The organism is Halopseudomonas sp., from assembly GCF_041579695.1.
Taxonomy (GTDB): domain Bacteria; phylum Pseudomonadota; class Gammaproteobacteria; order Pseudomonadales; family Pseudomonadaceae; genus Halopseudomonas.
This window is the reverse complement of sequence record NZ_JBFGFI010000070.1, coordinates 1-15,575: the sequence shown is the minus strand read 5'-3', so window position 1 is coordinate 15,575 and position 15,575 is coordinate 1. Positions and strand designations below refer to the sequence as shown.

12 protein-coding genes, 1 tRNA gene and 1 pseudogene are annotated in these 15,575 nt (G+C 57.0%); all 14 read right to left on the bottom strand.

Annotation, left to right across the window (positions count from 1 at the left end; genetic code table 11):
* The coding region (locus tag ABYA88_RS12385; protein WP_373187646.1) for a GTP-binding protein at positions 1–156 on the bottom strand (156 nt) is incomplete at its 3' end.
* Positions 157–189: 33 nt separating this feature from the next.
* The gene (fusA, locus tag ABYA88_RS12380) at positions 190–2,292 is read right to left on the bottom strand and encodes an elongation factor G (protein ID WP_373187644.1); all 2,103 of its coding nucleotides are present in this window, start codon (positions 2,290–2,292) and stop codon (positions 190–192) included.
* Positions 2,293–2,309: 17 nt separating this feature from the next.
* Positions 2,310–2,783, bottom strand: a complete 474-nt coding sequence (rpsG, locus tag ABYA88_RS12375) for a 30S ribosomal protein S7 (RefSeq protein ID WP_373187643.1) — start codon at positions 2,781–2,783, stop codon at positions 2,310–2,312.
* Between the two features lie 83 nt (positions 2,784–2,866).
* Positions 2,867–3,238: a 30S ribosomal protein S12 gene (gene rpsL / locus ABYA88_RS12370; RefSeq protein ID WP_373187641.1), complete on the bottom strand. Its 372-nt coding sequence runs from the start codon at positions 3,236–3,238 to the stop codon at positions 2,867–2,869.
* A 147-nt stretch (positions 3,239–3,385) separates the two neighbouring features.
* Positions 3,386–7,585 (bottom strand): DNA-directed RNA polymerase subunit beta', encoded by a 4,200-nt coding sequence (rpoC, locus tag ABYA88_RS12365; RefSeq protein WP_373187639.1) that lies wholly within the window; start codon positions 7,583–7,585, stop codon positions 3,386–3,388.
* 65 nt (positions 7,586–7,650) lie between these two features.
* Positions 7,651–11,721 (bottom strand): DNA-directed RNA polymerase subunit beta, encoded by a 4,071-nt coding sequence (gene rpoB / locus ABYA88_RS12360; protein WP_373187638.1) that lies wholly within the window; start codon positions 11,719–11,721, stop codon positions 7,651–7,653.
* Between the two features lie 216 nt (positions 11,722–11,937).
* A complete protein-coding gene (gene rplL, locus ABYA88_RS12355) occupies positions 11,938–12,306 on the bottom strand; it encodes a 50S ribosomal protein L7/L12 (RefSeq protein WP_373187637.1) in 369 nt (122 codons plus the stop codon).
* Between the two features lie 78 nt (positions 12,307–12,384).
* Entirely contained in the window at positions 12,385–12,885 is a 501-nt protein-coding gene (rplJ, locus tag ABYA88_RS12350; RefSeq protein ID WP_373187635.1) for a 50S ribosomal protein L10, read from the bottom strand.
* 215 nt (positions 12,886–13,100) lie between these two features.
* Positions 13,101–13,796 (bottom strand): 50S ribosomal protein L1, encoded by a 696-nt coding sequence (gene rplA / locus ABYA88_RS12345; RefSeq protein WP_373187634.1) that lies wholly within the window; start codon positions 13,794–13,796, stop codon positions 13,101–13,103.
* Positions 13,797–14,228, bottom strand: a complete 432-nt coding sequence (rplK, locus tag ABYA88_RS12340) for a 50S ribosomal protein L11 (RefSeq protein ID WP_373187633.1) — start codon at positions 14,226–14,228, stop codon at positions 13,797–13,799.
* A 114-nt stretch (positions 14,229–14,342) separates the two neighbouring features.
* The gene (gene nusG, locus ABYA88_RS12335; RefSeq protein WP_335607802.1) at positions 14,343–14,876 is read right to left on the bottom strand and encodes a transcription termination/antitermination protein NusG; all 534 of its coding nucleotides are present in this window, start codon (positions 14,874–14,876) and stop codon (positions 14,343–14,345) included.
* A 9-nt stretch (positions 14,877–14,885) separates the two neighbouring features.
* Complete coding sequence (secE, locus tag ABYA88_RS12330; RefSeq protein ID WP_373187631.1) at positions 14,886–15,254, bottom strand: preprotein translocase subunit SecE; 369 nt, start codon at positions 15,252–15,254, stop codon at positions 14,886–14,888.
* Positions 15,255–15,294: 40 nt separating this feature from the next.
* Positions 15,295–15,370: transfer RNA gene (locus tag ABYA88_RS12325), tRNA-Trp, on the bottom strand.
* Positions 15,371–15,427: 57 nt separating this feature from the next.
* Positions 15,428–15,575, bottom strand: a pseudogene (locus ABYA88_RS12320) (elongation factor Tu); the annotation flags it as partial.

Genomic DNA, 15,575 nt, shown 5'->3' with positions numbered 1-15,575 from the left:
GTTATCGATCTGGTCGAAACCACGGGCGGAACCGCCGTAGGATTCAGCGCAGACCTTGGTCAGTGCCGCTGTCAGAGTGGTCTTGCCATGGTCGACGTGACCGATGGTGCCCACGTTAAGGTGCGGTTTTTTACGTTCAAATTTCTCTTTAGCCACGGTAGATAGCCTCTTTGATTAGCTTGGGTTCAGTTAGCCTTGCTTCTTGATGATTGCTTCGGCGATGTTCGTTGGTGCCTCGGAGTACTTCGAAAATTCCATGGAGTAGCTCGCACGCCCCTGGGACATGGAGCGCACATCCGTGGCGTAACCGAACATCTCACCAAGCGGAACCTCAGCGCGGATCACCTTACCGGAAACGGAATCTTCCATACCTTGTACAAGGCCGCGACGACGGTTCAGGTCGCCCATAACATCACCCATGTAGTCCTCGGGTGTCACAACTTCGACATTCATCATCGGCTCGAGCAGCACCGCACCGCCCTTCTGGGCCAAATGCTTGGTGGCCATCGAGGCGGCGATCTTGAATGCCATTTCGTTCGAGTCGACGTCGTGAAACGAGCCATCGAACAGGGTTGCCTTCAGGTTGAGCAGCGGATAGCCGGCAAGAATGCCGTTTTTCATCTGCTCATCGATGCCTTTCTGTACAGCCGGAATATATTCGCGTGGTACCGAGCCCCCGACAGTCTCGTTGACGAAAACAAGACCCTCTTCGCTTTCATCGGAAGGCTCGAAGCGTATCCACACATGGCCGTACTGGCCCCGACCGCCTGACTGGCGCACAAACTTGCCTTCGATCTCGCACTTGTTGCGGATCGCTTCACGGTAAGCCACCTGCGGCTTGCCGATATTGGCCTCGACGCCGAATTCGCGCTTCATGCGATCGACCAGAATATCCAGATGCAGCTCACCCATACCGGAGATAATGGTCTGACCGGATTCTTCGTCAGTGCGCACACGGAACGACGGGTCTTCCTGGGCAAGCTTGCCCAGTGCCACACCCATCTTTTCCTGGTCAGCCTTGGTCCTCGGCTCTACTGCCACCGAAATAACCGGCTCAGGAAACTCCATGCGCTCAAGGATGATCGGATGCTCCTGGGAACACAAGGTGTCACCGGTGGTGACGTCCTTCATGCCGATCAGCGCTGCGATGTCGCCAGCCAGAACCTCCTTGATCTCTTCCCGGGCGTTCGCGTGCATCTGCACCATCCGGCCCACTCGCTCTTTCTTACCCTTGACCGAGTTCAGCACCGCGTCGCCTGACTTAAGGACACCGGAGTAAACCCGGACGAAAGTCAGCGTGCCCACGAATGGGTCAGTGGCAATTTTGAAAGCCAGCGCAGAAAAGGGCTCGGAGTCGTCGGCATGACGCTCATCCAGCCGTTCTTCGTCGTCCGGATGTGCGCCTTTGATGGCAACGACTTGATCAGGAGCAGGGAGGTAGTCGATGACCGCGTCGAGAACCAGGGGCACGCCCTTGTTCTTGAACGAGGTACCGCAGACCGCAGGTACGATCTCGCAAGCCAGGGTGCGCTGACGCAGCCCAGCCTTGATTTCATCCTCGGTCAGCTCACCGCCTTCCAGATACTTGTTCATCAGCTCTTCGTTGGCCTCGGCTGCTGCCTCAACCATCTGCTCACGATACTTCTGCGCCATCTCGAGCATTTCGGCAGGAATCTCTTCCTCGCGAGCGGTCAGACCGCTGTCCTCATCGCTCCAGTACATGGCTTTCATGCGCAGCAGGTCAATCTGACCTTCGAAGTCTTCCTCAGCGCCGATGGCGAGCTGAATCGGCACCGGGGTGTGACCCAGACGTTTTTTGATCTGCTCGACAACGCGCAGGAAATCCGCACCCTGACGATCCATCTTGTTCACATAGACGATACGCGGCACGCCATACTTGTTGGCCTGACGCCAAACCGTCTCGGATTGTGGCTCCACCCCGGAGGTGCCACAAAACACCACGATCGCACCATCGAGCACGCGCAACGAGCGCTCTACTTCGATGGTGAAGTCGACGTGACCGGGAGTGTCAATGATATTGACGCGGTGACGCTTGTACTGCTTCTCGGAACCTTCCCAGAACGCCGTAGTAGCAGCAGAAGTAATGGTAATACCACGCTCCTGCTCCTGCGCCATCCAGTCCATGGTGGCTGCACCATCGTGCACCTCACCCATCTTGTGGTTGACGCCGGTGTAAAAAAGAATCCGCTCGGTTGTAGTAGTCTTGCCCGCATCAACGTGCGCGCAAATACCAATATTCCGGTACAGATTAATGGGGGTTACACGAGACAAAATATTCTCCTGAGTCTTTAGAAGCGATAGTGGGAGAAGGCTTTGTTGGCTTCAGCCATACGGTGCACATCTTCACGCTTCTTGACTGCTGCACCCTTACCTTCAGCAGCATCGACCAGTTCGCCGGCCAGGCGCAGAGCCATGGACTTCTCGCCACGCTTACGGGACGCATCTACCAACCAGCGCATCGCCAGGGCGTTGCGACGGGAGGGACGCACTTCAACCGGAACCTGATAGGTGGCACCACCCACACGGCGGGACTTAACCTCGACCAGTGGTGCAATGGCATCGAGCGCGCGCTCGAACAGCTCGACTGGATCTTCGGTCTTGGTACGCTCCTTGACCTTCTCCAGGGCACCATAAACGATGCTTTCGGCCACGGCTTTCTTGCCGCTTTCCATTACGTGGTTCATGAACTTGGCGAGAATCTGGCTGCCGTACTTTGGTTCTGGCAGGATCTCACGTTTTGCTGCTACGCGACGTCTTGGCATGATAAGCCCTCAAACGGTCTTCAGGTTAGCCCGGGACGGTGCCCGACCTTACTCTTATCGACTCAGGAAAAATGAATTCAAAATTACTTGGGACGCTTGGTACCGTACTTGGAACGGCCCTGACGACGATCCTTGACACCCGAGGTGTCCAGCGAACCGCGAACAGTGTGATAACGCACACCAGGCAAATCCTTTACACGACCGCCACGGATCAGCACAACGCTGTGCTCCTGGAGGTTGTGGCCTTCACCACCGATGTAGGAAGAAACTTCGTAACCGTTGGTCAAACGGACACGGCAGACCTTACGCAGAGCCGAGTTCGGCTTCTTCGGCGTAGTTGTGTATACACGAGTACACACACCACGACGCTGCGGGCAGTTCTGCAGCGCTGGCACGTCGCTTTTTTCAGCAACGCGCTTGCGCGGCTTGCGAACCAGCTGGTTAATTGTCGCCATCTAGCAAAACTCCACTGATGTCTATCAGACATATTAAATAAAAAATGGCAGGGCACAGCGCCCCACCAATTTTAGGGGTACGGAATTCTATAGAGCCCGCCCCCGCTCGTCAAGGTCAGCGGCGCCCGAGGGCGCCGACAGTCCTAATCAGTCATTGCCCGAATTCAACGCATCGGACAGCGCCTGCTCGATTTCTACTGCACTTACCTTCGCCGGCTTGTCGGCCATACGCTGACGCTTGCGTTCTGCGTGATAGGCCAGACCGGTACCGGCCGGGATCAGACGACCCACTACAACGTTCTCTTTCAAGCCGCGCAGATGATCGCTCTTGCCAGTAACCGCCGCTTCGGTCAGCACCCGCGTGGTTTCCTGGAAGGAAGCCGCGGAAATGAACGATTCAGTCGACAGCGATGCCTTGGTGATACCCAGCAACACGTGCTCGTACTTGGCCGGGAACTTGTCCGCGGCAACCAGACGCTCGTTCTCTTCCAGGGCGTGGGTCAGTTCGACCTGGTCACCCTTGATGAAGTTCGAGTCGCCCGTGTCGCTGATTTCAACCTTGCGCAACATCTGGCGAATGGTCACCTCGATGTGCTTGTCGTTGATCTTCACGCCCTGCAGGCGGTACACGTCCTGAATCTCGTTGACGATGTACTTGGCCAGCGCACTGACGCCCAGCAGACGCAGGATATCGTGCGGATTGCTCGGACCGTCGGAGATAACCTCACCCTTGGTAACCTGCTCACCTTCGAACACGTTCAGGTGACGCCACTTCGGAATCAGCTCTTCGTACTGCTCGCTGCCATCGGTCGGAGTAATGACCAGGCGACGCTTGCCCTTGGTTTCCTTGCCGAAAGAAATCGTGCCGCTGATTTCCGCCAGAATGGAAGGCTCCTTCGGACGACGCGCTTCGAACAGGTCGGCAACACGCGGCAGACCACCGGTGATGTCGCGGGTCTTGGATGTTTCCTGGGGAATACGGGCAACAACGTCACCCACGTTCACCTTGACACCGTCGGACAGATTGACCAATGCGTTGGCTGGCAGGAAGTACTGGGCAGGCACGTCGGTGCCCGGCAGCAAGAGTTCCTTGCCATTGTCGTCGACCAGCTTCACGGCCGGACGGATGTCCTTGCCTGCCGCCGGACGGTCCTTGGCATCCATGACTTCCAGATTGGTCAGACCCGTCAGCTCATCAGCAGTACGCTTGATGGTGATGTTTTCTTCCATTCCGAAGAAGGCCACGGTGCCCGAGATCTCGGTAACGATGGGGTGAGTGTGCGGATCCCACTTGGCCACCACCTGACCGGCACTGACCTTCTCGCCTTCCTTGATCGAGATGAAGGCACCATAGGGCAGCTTGTAGCGCTCGCGCTCACGACCGAATTCATCTGCGACAGCCAGCTCACCAGAGCGGGATACCGCCACCAGAGTGCCGTCGGCGCGCTCGACGTGCTTCAGGTTGTGCAAGCGAATAATGCCGCCGTTCTTGACTTGGACACTGTCGGCCGCCGAAGTCCGGCTGGCCGCGCCACCGATGTGGAACGTACGCATGGTCAGCTGGGTACCCGGCTCACCGATCGACTGGGCAGCGATAACACCCACTGCCTCACCGATGTTGATCAGGTGACCACGAGCCAGGTCGCGTCCGTAACAGGTACGGCATACGCCATAGCGGGTTTCACAACTGATCGGTGAACGCACGATCACTTCGTCGACGCTGTTGAGCTCGAGGAATTCGACCCACTTCTCGTCGATCAAGGTGCCACCAGGCACAATGACTTCATCGCTGCCGGGTTTGATCACGTCACGGGCGATGGTACGACCCAGTACGCGCTCACCCAGCGGCTCGACGATATCACCGCCTTCAATGTGCGGCGCCATGACCAGACCGCGATCAGTACCGCAATCGGTCTCGGTAATGACCAGATCCTGGGCCACGTCGACCAGACGACGGGTCAGGTAACCCGAGTTCGCGGTCTTCAGTGCGGTATCAGCCAGACCCTTACGGGCACCGTGGGTGGAGATGAAGTACTGGAGTACGTTCAGACCTTCACGGAAGTTGGCGGTAATCGGCGTCTCGATGATCGAGCCATCCGGCTTGGCCATCAGACCACGCATACCGGCCAGCTGACGGATCTGCGCGGCAGAACCACGCGCACCGGAATCAGCCATCATGTACATCGAGTTGAACGACTCCTGCTCCACTTCCTTGCCGTCACGATCCAGCACGCGGGTGGATTTCAGGTTGTCCATCATCGCCTTGGAGATCTCGTCGTTGGCCTTGGACCACAGGTCGATCACCTTGTTGTACTTCTCGCCCTGGGTCACCAGACCCGAGGCGTACTGATCTTCGATCTCTTTCACTTCGTCGGTAGCCGCATCGATGATGCTGGCTTTCTCGTCGGGGATGACAAAGTCGTTCACACCGATCGAAGCACCGGAAATGGTGGAGTAGGCAAAACCGGCATACATCAGCTGGTCAGCAAAGATCACTGTTTCTTTCAGACCGACCACCCGGTAACACTGGTTGATCAGCTTGGAGATCGCCTTCTTCTTCAAAGGCTGATCGACCAGCTCATAGGGCAGGCCCTTGGGCAGGATCTGATACAGCAGAGCACGCCCGACAGTGGTATCAACGATACGGCTCTCGGTAGTCCAGCTCTCATCCTTGTGCTTGATGGTCTCGCTGATGCGCACCTTGACCAACGCATGCAGATCGACCTGGCCACTGCGATAGGCCATTTCGACTTCATTGACGTCGGTGAAACGCATGTTCTCGCCCTTGGCGTTGATGCGCGTACGGGTCATGTAATACAGACCCAGTACCACGTCCTGCGACGGCACGATGATCGGCTCACCGGAGGCAGGCGACAGGATGTTGTTGGTCGACATCATCAGTGCACGCGCTTCCAGCTGGGCCTCGAGGGTCAGCGGAACGTGTACGGCCATCTGGTCACCGTCGAAGTCGGCGTTATAGGCGGCACAGACCAGCGGGTGCAGCTGAATCGCCTTACCTTCGATCAGAACCGGCTCGAACGCCTGGATACCCAGACGGTGAAGCGTCGGTGCACGGTTCAGCAGTACGGGGTGTTCGCGGATCACGTCAGCGAGGATATCCCATACTTCCGGCAGCTCGCGCTCGACCATCTTCTTCGCAGCCTTGATGGTAGTCGCCAGGCCACGGTGCTCAAGCTTGCCGAAAATGAACGGCTTGAACAGCTCGAGCGCCATCTTCTTAGGCAGACCACACTGGTGCAGACGCAGGGTCGGACCTACCACGATCACGGAACGACCGGAGTAATCGACGCGCTTGCCCAGCAGGTTCTGACGGAAACGACCCTGCTTGCCCTTGATCATGTCAGCCAGGGACTTCAGGGGACGCTTGTTAGTGCCGGTGATGGCACGGCCGCGACGGCCGTTGTCCAGCAGGGCATCAACCGACTCCTGCAGCATGCGCTTCTCGTTGCGAACGATGATATCCGGCGCAGACAGGTCGAGCAGACGCTTGAGGCGGTTGTTACGGTTGATCACGCGGCGGTACAGATCGTTCAGATCCGAAGTCGCGAACCGGCCGCCGTCCAGCGGTACCAGCGGACGCAGGTCCGGTGGCAGCACAGGCAAAACGGTCATGACCATCCACTCGGGCTTGTTCCCCGAGCCGTGGAACGCTTCCATCAGCTTCAAGCGCTTGGACAACTTCTTGATCTTGGTTTCCGAGGTGGTCTGCGGAATCTCTTCACGCAGCACGGCAATCTCGTGGACCAGGTCCATATGAGTCAGCAGCTCGAAGATCGCCTCGGCACCCATGCGGGCGTCGAAGTCGTCACCGAACTCTTCCAGCGCTTCGAAATACTGCTCATCGTTGAGCAACTGGCCCTTTTCCAGGGTCGTCATACCCGGCTCGATGACCAGGTAGGATTCGAAATACAGCACGCGCTCGATATCGCGCAGGGTCATGTCCAGCAGCAGACCGATCCGCGAAGGCAGCGATTTCAGGAACCAGATGTGAGCGACCGGCGAGGCCAGCTCGATGTGGCCCATGCGCTCGCGACGGACCTTGGCCAGAGCCACTTCCACGCCGCACTTCTCGCAGATCACACCACGGTGCTTGAGGCGCTTGTACTTACCGCACAGGCACTCGTAATCCTTCACCGGGCCAAAGATCTTGGCGCAGAAAAGGCCGTCACGCTCAGGCTTGAACGTACGGTAATTGATGGTTTCCGGCTTTTTGACTTCGCCATATGACCAGGACCGGATCATCTCCGGTGACGCCAAGCCGATTCGCAGCGAATCGAACTCTTCGATCTGTCCCTGGGACTTAAGCAGGTTCAGTAGATCTTTCAAGGCCTATACTCCTCGCAGTGTCTCAAGGGCGGAACAGGTCCGCCCGAGACATGGGCAGTTGGTGGTTACTCGGATTCCAGTTCGATATCGATACCCAGCGAACGGATTTCCTTGATCAACACGTTGAAGGATTCAGGCATGCCCGCCTCCATCCGGTGATCACCGTCCACGATGTTCTTGTACATCTTGGTACGGCCGTTCACGTCGTCCGACTTCACAGTCAACATCTCCTGCAATGTGTAGGCTGCGCCATATGCTTCCAGGGCCCAGACCTCCATCTCACCGAAACGCTGACCACCAAACTGCGCCTTACCACCCAACGGCTGCTGGGTTACCAGACTGTACGAACCGGTGGAACGGGCGTGCATCTTGTCATCGACCAGGTGGTTCAGTTTCAGCATGTACATATAGCCGACAGTCACCGGACGATCAAAGCTGTTACCGGTACGGCCGTCGATCAGCTTCATCTGACCGGTATCGGGCAAGTCTGCCAGACGCAACATATGCTTGATTTCGTGCTCCTTGGCACCGTCAAAGACGGCCGTCGCCATGGGTACGCCACCACGCAGGTTGTTTGCCAGCTCGATGATTTCCTGATCGCTCAGCTCTTCCAGTTTTTCCTGGCGGCCGCCGACCTTGTTATAGATCTCATCGAGGAACTCACGCAGCTCGGCAACCTTGCGCTGATCTTCCAGCATCCGGTTGATCTTCTCACCCAGTCCTTTGGCCGCGAGGCCCAGGTGGGTTTCGAGGATCTGGCCGACGTTCATCCGCGAAGGTACGCCCAGCGGGTTCAATACGATATCCACTGGCGTGCCGTATTCGTCGTGGGGCATGTCCTCGATCGGCATGATGACCGAGATGACACCCTTGTTACCATGACGACCCGCCATCTTGTCACCAGGCTGGATGCGACGCTTGATTGCCAGGTAGACCTTGACGATCTTGAGTACACCCGGAGCCAGGTCATCGCCCTGCTGCAGCTTGCGCTTCTTGTCTTCGAACTTGTCGTCCAGCACCTTGCGACGATCAGAGAGATAGGCCTGCGCCATTTCCAACTGCTCGTTCAGGCTGTCTTCGCTCATGCGCAGCTTGAACCACTGGCCATGCTCGATACCGTCCAGCGCTTCGTCTGTCAGCTTGGCGCCTTTCTTCAGACCAGCACCGCCTTCAACGGACTGACCCACCAGTGCCGAGCGCAGACGCTCGAATGTAGCCACTTCGACAATACGGAACTCTTCCTGCAGATCCTTGCGGATCTCGTCTAGCTGTTCTTTCTCGATCGCCAGGGCGCGGGAATCGCGCTCGACGCCGTCACGGATGAAGACCTGGACGTCAATGACAGTACCTTTGGTGCCAGTTGGCACGCGCAGGGAAGTGTCCTTAACATCCGAAGCCTTCTCGCCGAAGATGGCTCGCAAGAGCTTCTCCTCAGGCGTCAGCTGGGTTTCACCCTTGGGCGTAACCTTACCGACCAGGATGTCGCCAGGGCCGACTTCGGCGCCAACGTAGACCACACCGGCCTCGTCCAGCTTACCCAGTGCCGACTCACCCACGTTGGGGATGTCGGAGGTGATTTCTTCCGGCCCCAGCTTGGTGTCCCGGGACACACAGGTCAGTTCCTGGATATGAATTGTGGTGAAGCGATCTTCCTGCACCACACGCTCGGAGACCAGAATCGAGTCTTCGAAGTTGTAACCGTTCCAGGGCATGAACGCGACGCGCATGTTCTGGCCAAGAGCCAGCTCACCCATGTCGACGGAGGAACCGTCGGCGAGGATGTCATTGCGCACGATCACATCACCCTTCTTCACCAGCGGACGTTGGTTAATACAGGTGTTCTGGTTGGAACGGGTGTATTTGGTCATCGCATAGATGTCGACACCCGCTTCACCGGCTTCAATCTCGTCGTCAGCAACGCGCACAACGATACGGCTGGCATCGACGGAATCGATCACACCGCCACGGCGCGCGGTCACACAGACGCCGGAGTCGCGAGCCACGTTGCGCTCCATGCCGGTACCGACCAGCGGCTTCTCGGCACGCAGGGTGGGAACGGCCTGACGCTGCATGTTCGAACCCATCAGGGCGCGGTTGGCGTCGTCGTGCTCAAGAAACGGAATCAACGATGCCGCCACCGATACTACCTGGCGTGGCGATACGTCCATCAGCGTTACTTCGTGCGGCGCCTTGACAGTAAATTCGTTCTGGTGACGCACGGCCACCAGATCATCGGTCAGCTTGCCGTCTTCAACCTTGGCGCTTGCCTGGGCGATGACGTGATCGGATTCTTCGATCGCTGACAGGAAGATGATCTCGTCGGTCACCTGGGCGTCGCGTACACGGCGGTACGGGCTTTCCAGGAAGCCGTACTTGTTGGTACGGGCATAGGTCGCCAGCGAGTTGATCAGACCGATGTTCGGACCTTCCGGCGTTTCGATCGGACATACGCGACCGTAGTGGGTCGGGTGTACGTCACGCACTTCGAAACCGGCACGCTCACGTGTCAGACCGCCCGGCCCAAGCGCCGAAACACGGCGCTTGTGGGTAATTTCCGACAACGGGTTGTTCTGGTCCATAAACTGGGACAGCTGGCTGGAACCGAAGAACTCCTTCACTGCCGCCGCAACCGGCTTGGCATTGATCAGATCCTGCGGCATCAGGCCTTCGCTTTCGGCCATCGACAAACGTTCCTTGACCGCACGCTCAACGCGTACCAGGCCAACACGGAATTGGTTCTCGGCCATCTCGCCAACCGAACGTACACGGCGGTTACCCAGGTGATCGATGTCGTCGACCACGCCCTTGCCGTTACGGATGTTCACCAGAGTCTTGAGGACTTCGATGATGTCTTCCTTGCTCAGCACGCCGGCGCCTTCGATCTCGTCGCGGCCAATACGGCGGTTGAACTTCATACGACCAACAGCCGAGAGATCGTAACGATCAGTGCTGAAGAACAGGTTGCCGAACAGGGTCTCAGCGGCATCCTTGGTCGGCGGCTCGCCGGGACGCATCATGCGGTAGATTTCTACCAGCGCTTCCAGCTGCGTGGTGGTGCCGTCGATGCGCAGCGTGTCAGAGATGAACGGACCACAGTCGATATCGTTGGTGTACAGCGTCTCGAGGCGCTTGATTTCGGCCTTCTGCAGCTTGGCCACCAGATCTGCTGTGATTTCGATGTTGCACTCGACAATAACCTCGCCAGTGGCGGGGTGCACGACAGGCTTGGCGATGGTGCGGCCCAGAATGTAATCGAAGGGCACTTCCAGGCTGTCAATACCGGCTTTTTCAAGCTGATTGATGTGTCGAGCCGTAATACGACGGCCTTTCTCGACGATGACCTTGCCCTTGTCATCCTGGATGTCAAAGGTGGCGATCTCGCCGCGCAGGCGCTGGGGTACGAGCTCAAGCTGGAGATTCTCACCCTTCACTTCGAACACGTTGGTGTCGTAGAAGATATCCAGTATTTCGTCGGTCTGATAACCCAGGGCGCGCAGCAGCACGGAAGCAGGCAGCTTGCGGCGACGGTCGATACGGACAAAGACCGCGTCCTTGGGATCGAACTCAAAGTCCAGCCACGAACCACGGTAAGGAATCACGCGGGCCGAATACAGCAGCTTGCCGGAGCTGTGCGTCTTGCCACGGTCGTGGTCGAAGAACACACCCGGGCTGCGGTGCAGCTGGGACACGATGACGCGCTCGGTACCATTGATCACGAAGGTACCGTTCTCGGTCATCAGGGGGATTTCCCCCATATAGACTTCCTGCTCCTTGATGTCCTTGATCGCCTTGTTGGAAGACTCGCGATCAAAAATAATCAGGCGCACTTTCACGCGCAGCGGGACCGCATAGGTCACGCCGCGAGAGACACATTCTTTGACGTCGAAGGCGGGATCGCCCAGACGATAACCGACATATTCGAGTGCCGCATTACCGGAGTAGCTGATAATGGGGAACACAGATTTGAAGGCCGCATGCAGACCGATATCACGAACCTGCTCCTTCGGCATGTCCGACTGCAGGAATTCCCGATAGGAATCCAGCTGAATCGCCAGCAGATAGGGCACATCCATCACATGCGGCAGTTTGCCAAAGTCCTTGCGGATACGTTTTTTCTCAGTATATGAGTAAGCCATCAGCGTTCCCCAGCTTGGTCACCTGCTTGATTGGCCCTCCCCTGCGGGGAAGGCCAGAAAATGCTTGCAAAGCCTACGCCTTGCTCACCCCTCGGGGTGCCTTTCCGCCAGTTGCTTCACAGAAGCTCACCAGAACGGAAAAAGGCCGGTGGCACACAGGCCACCAGCCATCAATCTGACCGTTAAATCAGACTGTCGACACAAGGTCGCGCAAGCTTACTTGAGCTCAACCTTGGCGCCGGCTTCTTCCAGGGTCTTCTTGGCAGCTTCTGCCTCATCCTTGGAAACGCCTTCCTTGATGGTGCCAGGAGCGCCATCAACCAGTGCCTTGGCTTCTTTCAGGCCCAGGCCGGTCAGTTCACGCACAGCCTTGATCACGTTTACTTTCTTCTCACCAGTTTCGGTCAGAACAACGTTGAACTCGGTCTGTTCTTCTTCTGCGGCAGCAGCCGGGCCAGCAGCCGGGCCAGCGGCAGCAGCAGCGGAAACGCCAAACTTCTCTTCCATTGCCTGGATCAGTTCAACAACCTGCATAACTGACATTTCGGAAACGGCGTTGATGATATCTTCGTTGGTCAGAGCCATGACTCAAATTCCTGTATTGGTGGACGGTCCGGAAACCGTCAAAATAGGGTGTGCGGCAGAACAAGCGTGAAGCACCTATCAGGCGGCTTCGGCTTCCTTCTGATCGCGAACAGCGGCCAAGGTACGAACGAACTTGCTGGTAGCGCCTTGAATCACGCTCATCAGCTGGCTGATAGCCTCGTCGTAAGTCGGCAGCGTTGCCAGAATGTCGATCTGTGAAGCTGCAAGGAAGTTGCCTTCAAAGGCTGCGGCCTTGATCTCGAATGCGCTCTGACTCTTGGCGAAATCCTTGAACAAGCGGGCAGCAGCACCGGGATGTTCATGGGAAAAGGCAATAAGAGTCGGACCTGTAAAGACGTCGTTGAGACACTCGTATTGAGTACCTTCAACAGCGCGACGCATCAATGTGTTACGTACAACGCGTACGGTCACACCGGCATCACGCGCATCTCTGCGCAGACCAGTCATAGCAGCAACACTCACGCCGCGGGCATCAGCCACAACAGCAGAGAGCGCACCTTTGGCAGCTTCGTTGACTTCAGCGACGATGGCTTTCTTGTCTTCGAGCTTAATTGCCACGGGTTTTACTCCTGGATTTACCATTGATCGCCCGAAGGCGACATGTCTTGGTGTCTGATCCAGCCTGCACTGAATCGGGAGCACCATCTGCGTAGGCTGGGAGAATAAATTCCCCTGTTTGAGGCTTGCGCCACCTACGGTCTTGGATAGCCCCCGCGATGGCAGGGACCCCAAAAGGTAGCGCTCCATCCGATATCGGACGAAGCGCCATTAAATCAGATAGTCAGGGAAGCGTGGTCGATCTGCAGACCTGGGCCCATGGTGGTGCTCAGGGTTACGCGCTGCAGATAGATACCCTTGGACGTGGAAGGCTTGGCCTTCTTCAGGTCATTGATAAGGGCTTCAACGTTTTCCTTCAGTTTGACAGCGTCAAAACCGACCTTGCCAACCGAGCAGTGAATGATACCGTTTTTGTCCGTACGGTAGCGTACCTGACCCGCCTTGGCATTCTTCACAGCTGTACCAACGTCTGCAGCAACAGTGCCGACCTTGGGGTTAGGCATCAGGCCACGGGGACCCAACAGCTGACCCAGCTGACCAACAACGCGCATTGCATCAGGAGAAGCAATAACCACGTCATAGTTCAGATCGCCTGCCTTCATTTCGGCTGCCAGATCATCCATACCTACCCGATCAGCACCGGCGGCCAGCGCAGCTTCGGCGTTGGCGCCCTGGGTGAACACGGCTACGCGAACGGTCTTGCCTGTGCCATGCGGAAGCAGAGTGGCACCACGGACAACCTGGTCCGATTTACGCGGATCAACGCCGAGGTTGACGGACACATCAATGGACTCGACAAACTTGACGCTGGAAACTTCGGCCAACAGAGAGGCGGCGTCTTCAAAGGCATACGCCTTGTTTGCCTGCACTTTCTCGTTGATTGCCTTCTGACGCTTGCTCAACTTAGCCATTTACACACCCTCCACAGTAAGGCCCATGCTACGCGCGGAACCGGCGATGGTACGCACAGAGGCGTCCATGTCGGCAGCTGTCAGATCCGCCTTCTTGATAGTGGCGATCTCTTCCAGTTGAGCACGGGTAACAGTGCCTACCTTCTGGGTGTTCGGGCGAGCAGAGCCGCCTTTCAGACCAGCAGCCTTCAGCAGCAGAATAGCGGCCGGAGTACTCTTGGTTTCAAACGTGAAGCTGCGGTCGCTGTAAACAGTGATGATCACGGGAGTCGGCAGACCGGGCTCCATGCCCTGGGTCTTGGCGTTGAACGCCTTGCAGAATTCCATGATGTTCACGCCATGCTGACCCAGAGCCGGGCCTACCGGCGGACTCGGGTTAGCTTGACCAGCCTTTACCTGCAGCTTGATATAAGCATTAATCTTCTTAGCCATGTTTCTATCTCCGTTGGGTAGTAGCGCCTTGCGGCTCCCCGGTTCAACACATCACACTGACAACAAAACCCCGCGACGCCATTGGCGTCGCAGGGTTCAGGAGGACGTGGGCTATCAGCCCTTTTCTACCTGGCCGAACTCGAGCTCGACTGGGGTAGGACGACCAAAAATCAGAACAGCCACCTGAACACGGCTCTTCTCGTAATTAACTTCTTCCACCACACCATTGAAGTCGGCGAAAGGACCGTCGGTAACCCGAACCACTTCACCCGGCTCGAACAACGTCTTGGGCTTGGGCTTATCAGTACCCTCAGCAACACGGCGCAGAATGATATCCGCTTCCTTGTCGGTAATCGGGGCCGGCTTGTCCGCCGTGCCACCAATAAAACCAAGCACGCGAGTGGTATCTTTCACCAGGTGCCAGCTGCCTTCGTTCATTTCCATCTGGACCAGAACGTATCCGGGGAAGAACTTACGCTCGCTCTTGCGCTTCTGACCATTGCGCATTTCCACCACTTCTTCAGTGGGCACAAGAATCTCGCCGAACAGATCTTCCATCCCGGCCAGCTTGATACGCTCCTGAAGTGAGCGCATGACGTGCTTTTCATAGCCTGAAAAGGCATGCACTACGTACCAACGCTTAGACACGGATCACCCTTAACCAATGAACTGAGAAATGATCCAACCCAGCAAGGTATCCAGCCCCCATAAAAGCAGGGCCATCACCAATACAACCGCTACTACAATAAGGGTTGTCTGAGTCGTTTCCGGACGGGTTGGCCAAACCACCTTGCGAATTTCGATGCGCGCTTCTTTCAAGAGCGCCCAAAAAGCCTTGCCTTTGGATGTCTGCAGCGCTACATAGCCTGCAACCAAACCCAGCACAACCAGTGCCAGGGCACGATACAAAACAGGCTCTGCGGCAAAATAATGATTACCATAAACGCCGGCGACAACAATTATGGCCACGACAATCCACTTGGGTATATCTAGGCGGTCGTCGTAAAGCTCAGCCTTGGTGCTCATGAATCATTAAATCCTGTTTTGGTAGCCAGAAAATGAAATCTGGCAGGCCAGGAGGGAATCGAACCCCCAACCTGCGGTTTTGGAGACCGCCGCTCTGCCAATTGAGCTACTGGCCTGTAATCGCAGTCGAGCCGGCAATAGTACCGGCCCGACAGTTCAAGATCAAATGCTAATTAAGCAATAATCTTGGCAACCACGCCGGCACCAACGGTACGGCCGCCTTCGCGAATCGCGAAGCGCAGGCCATCTTCCATGGCGATCGGAGCGATCAGAGTGACGACCAGCTTGACGTTGTCGCCAGGCATGACCATCTCAACGCCT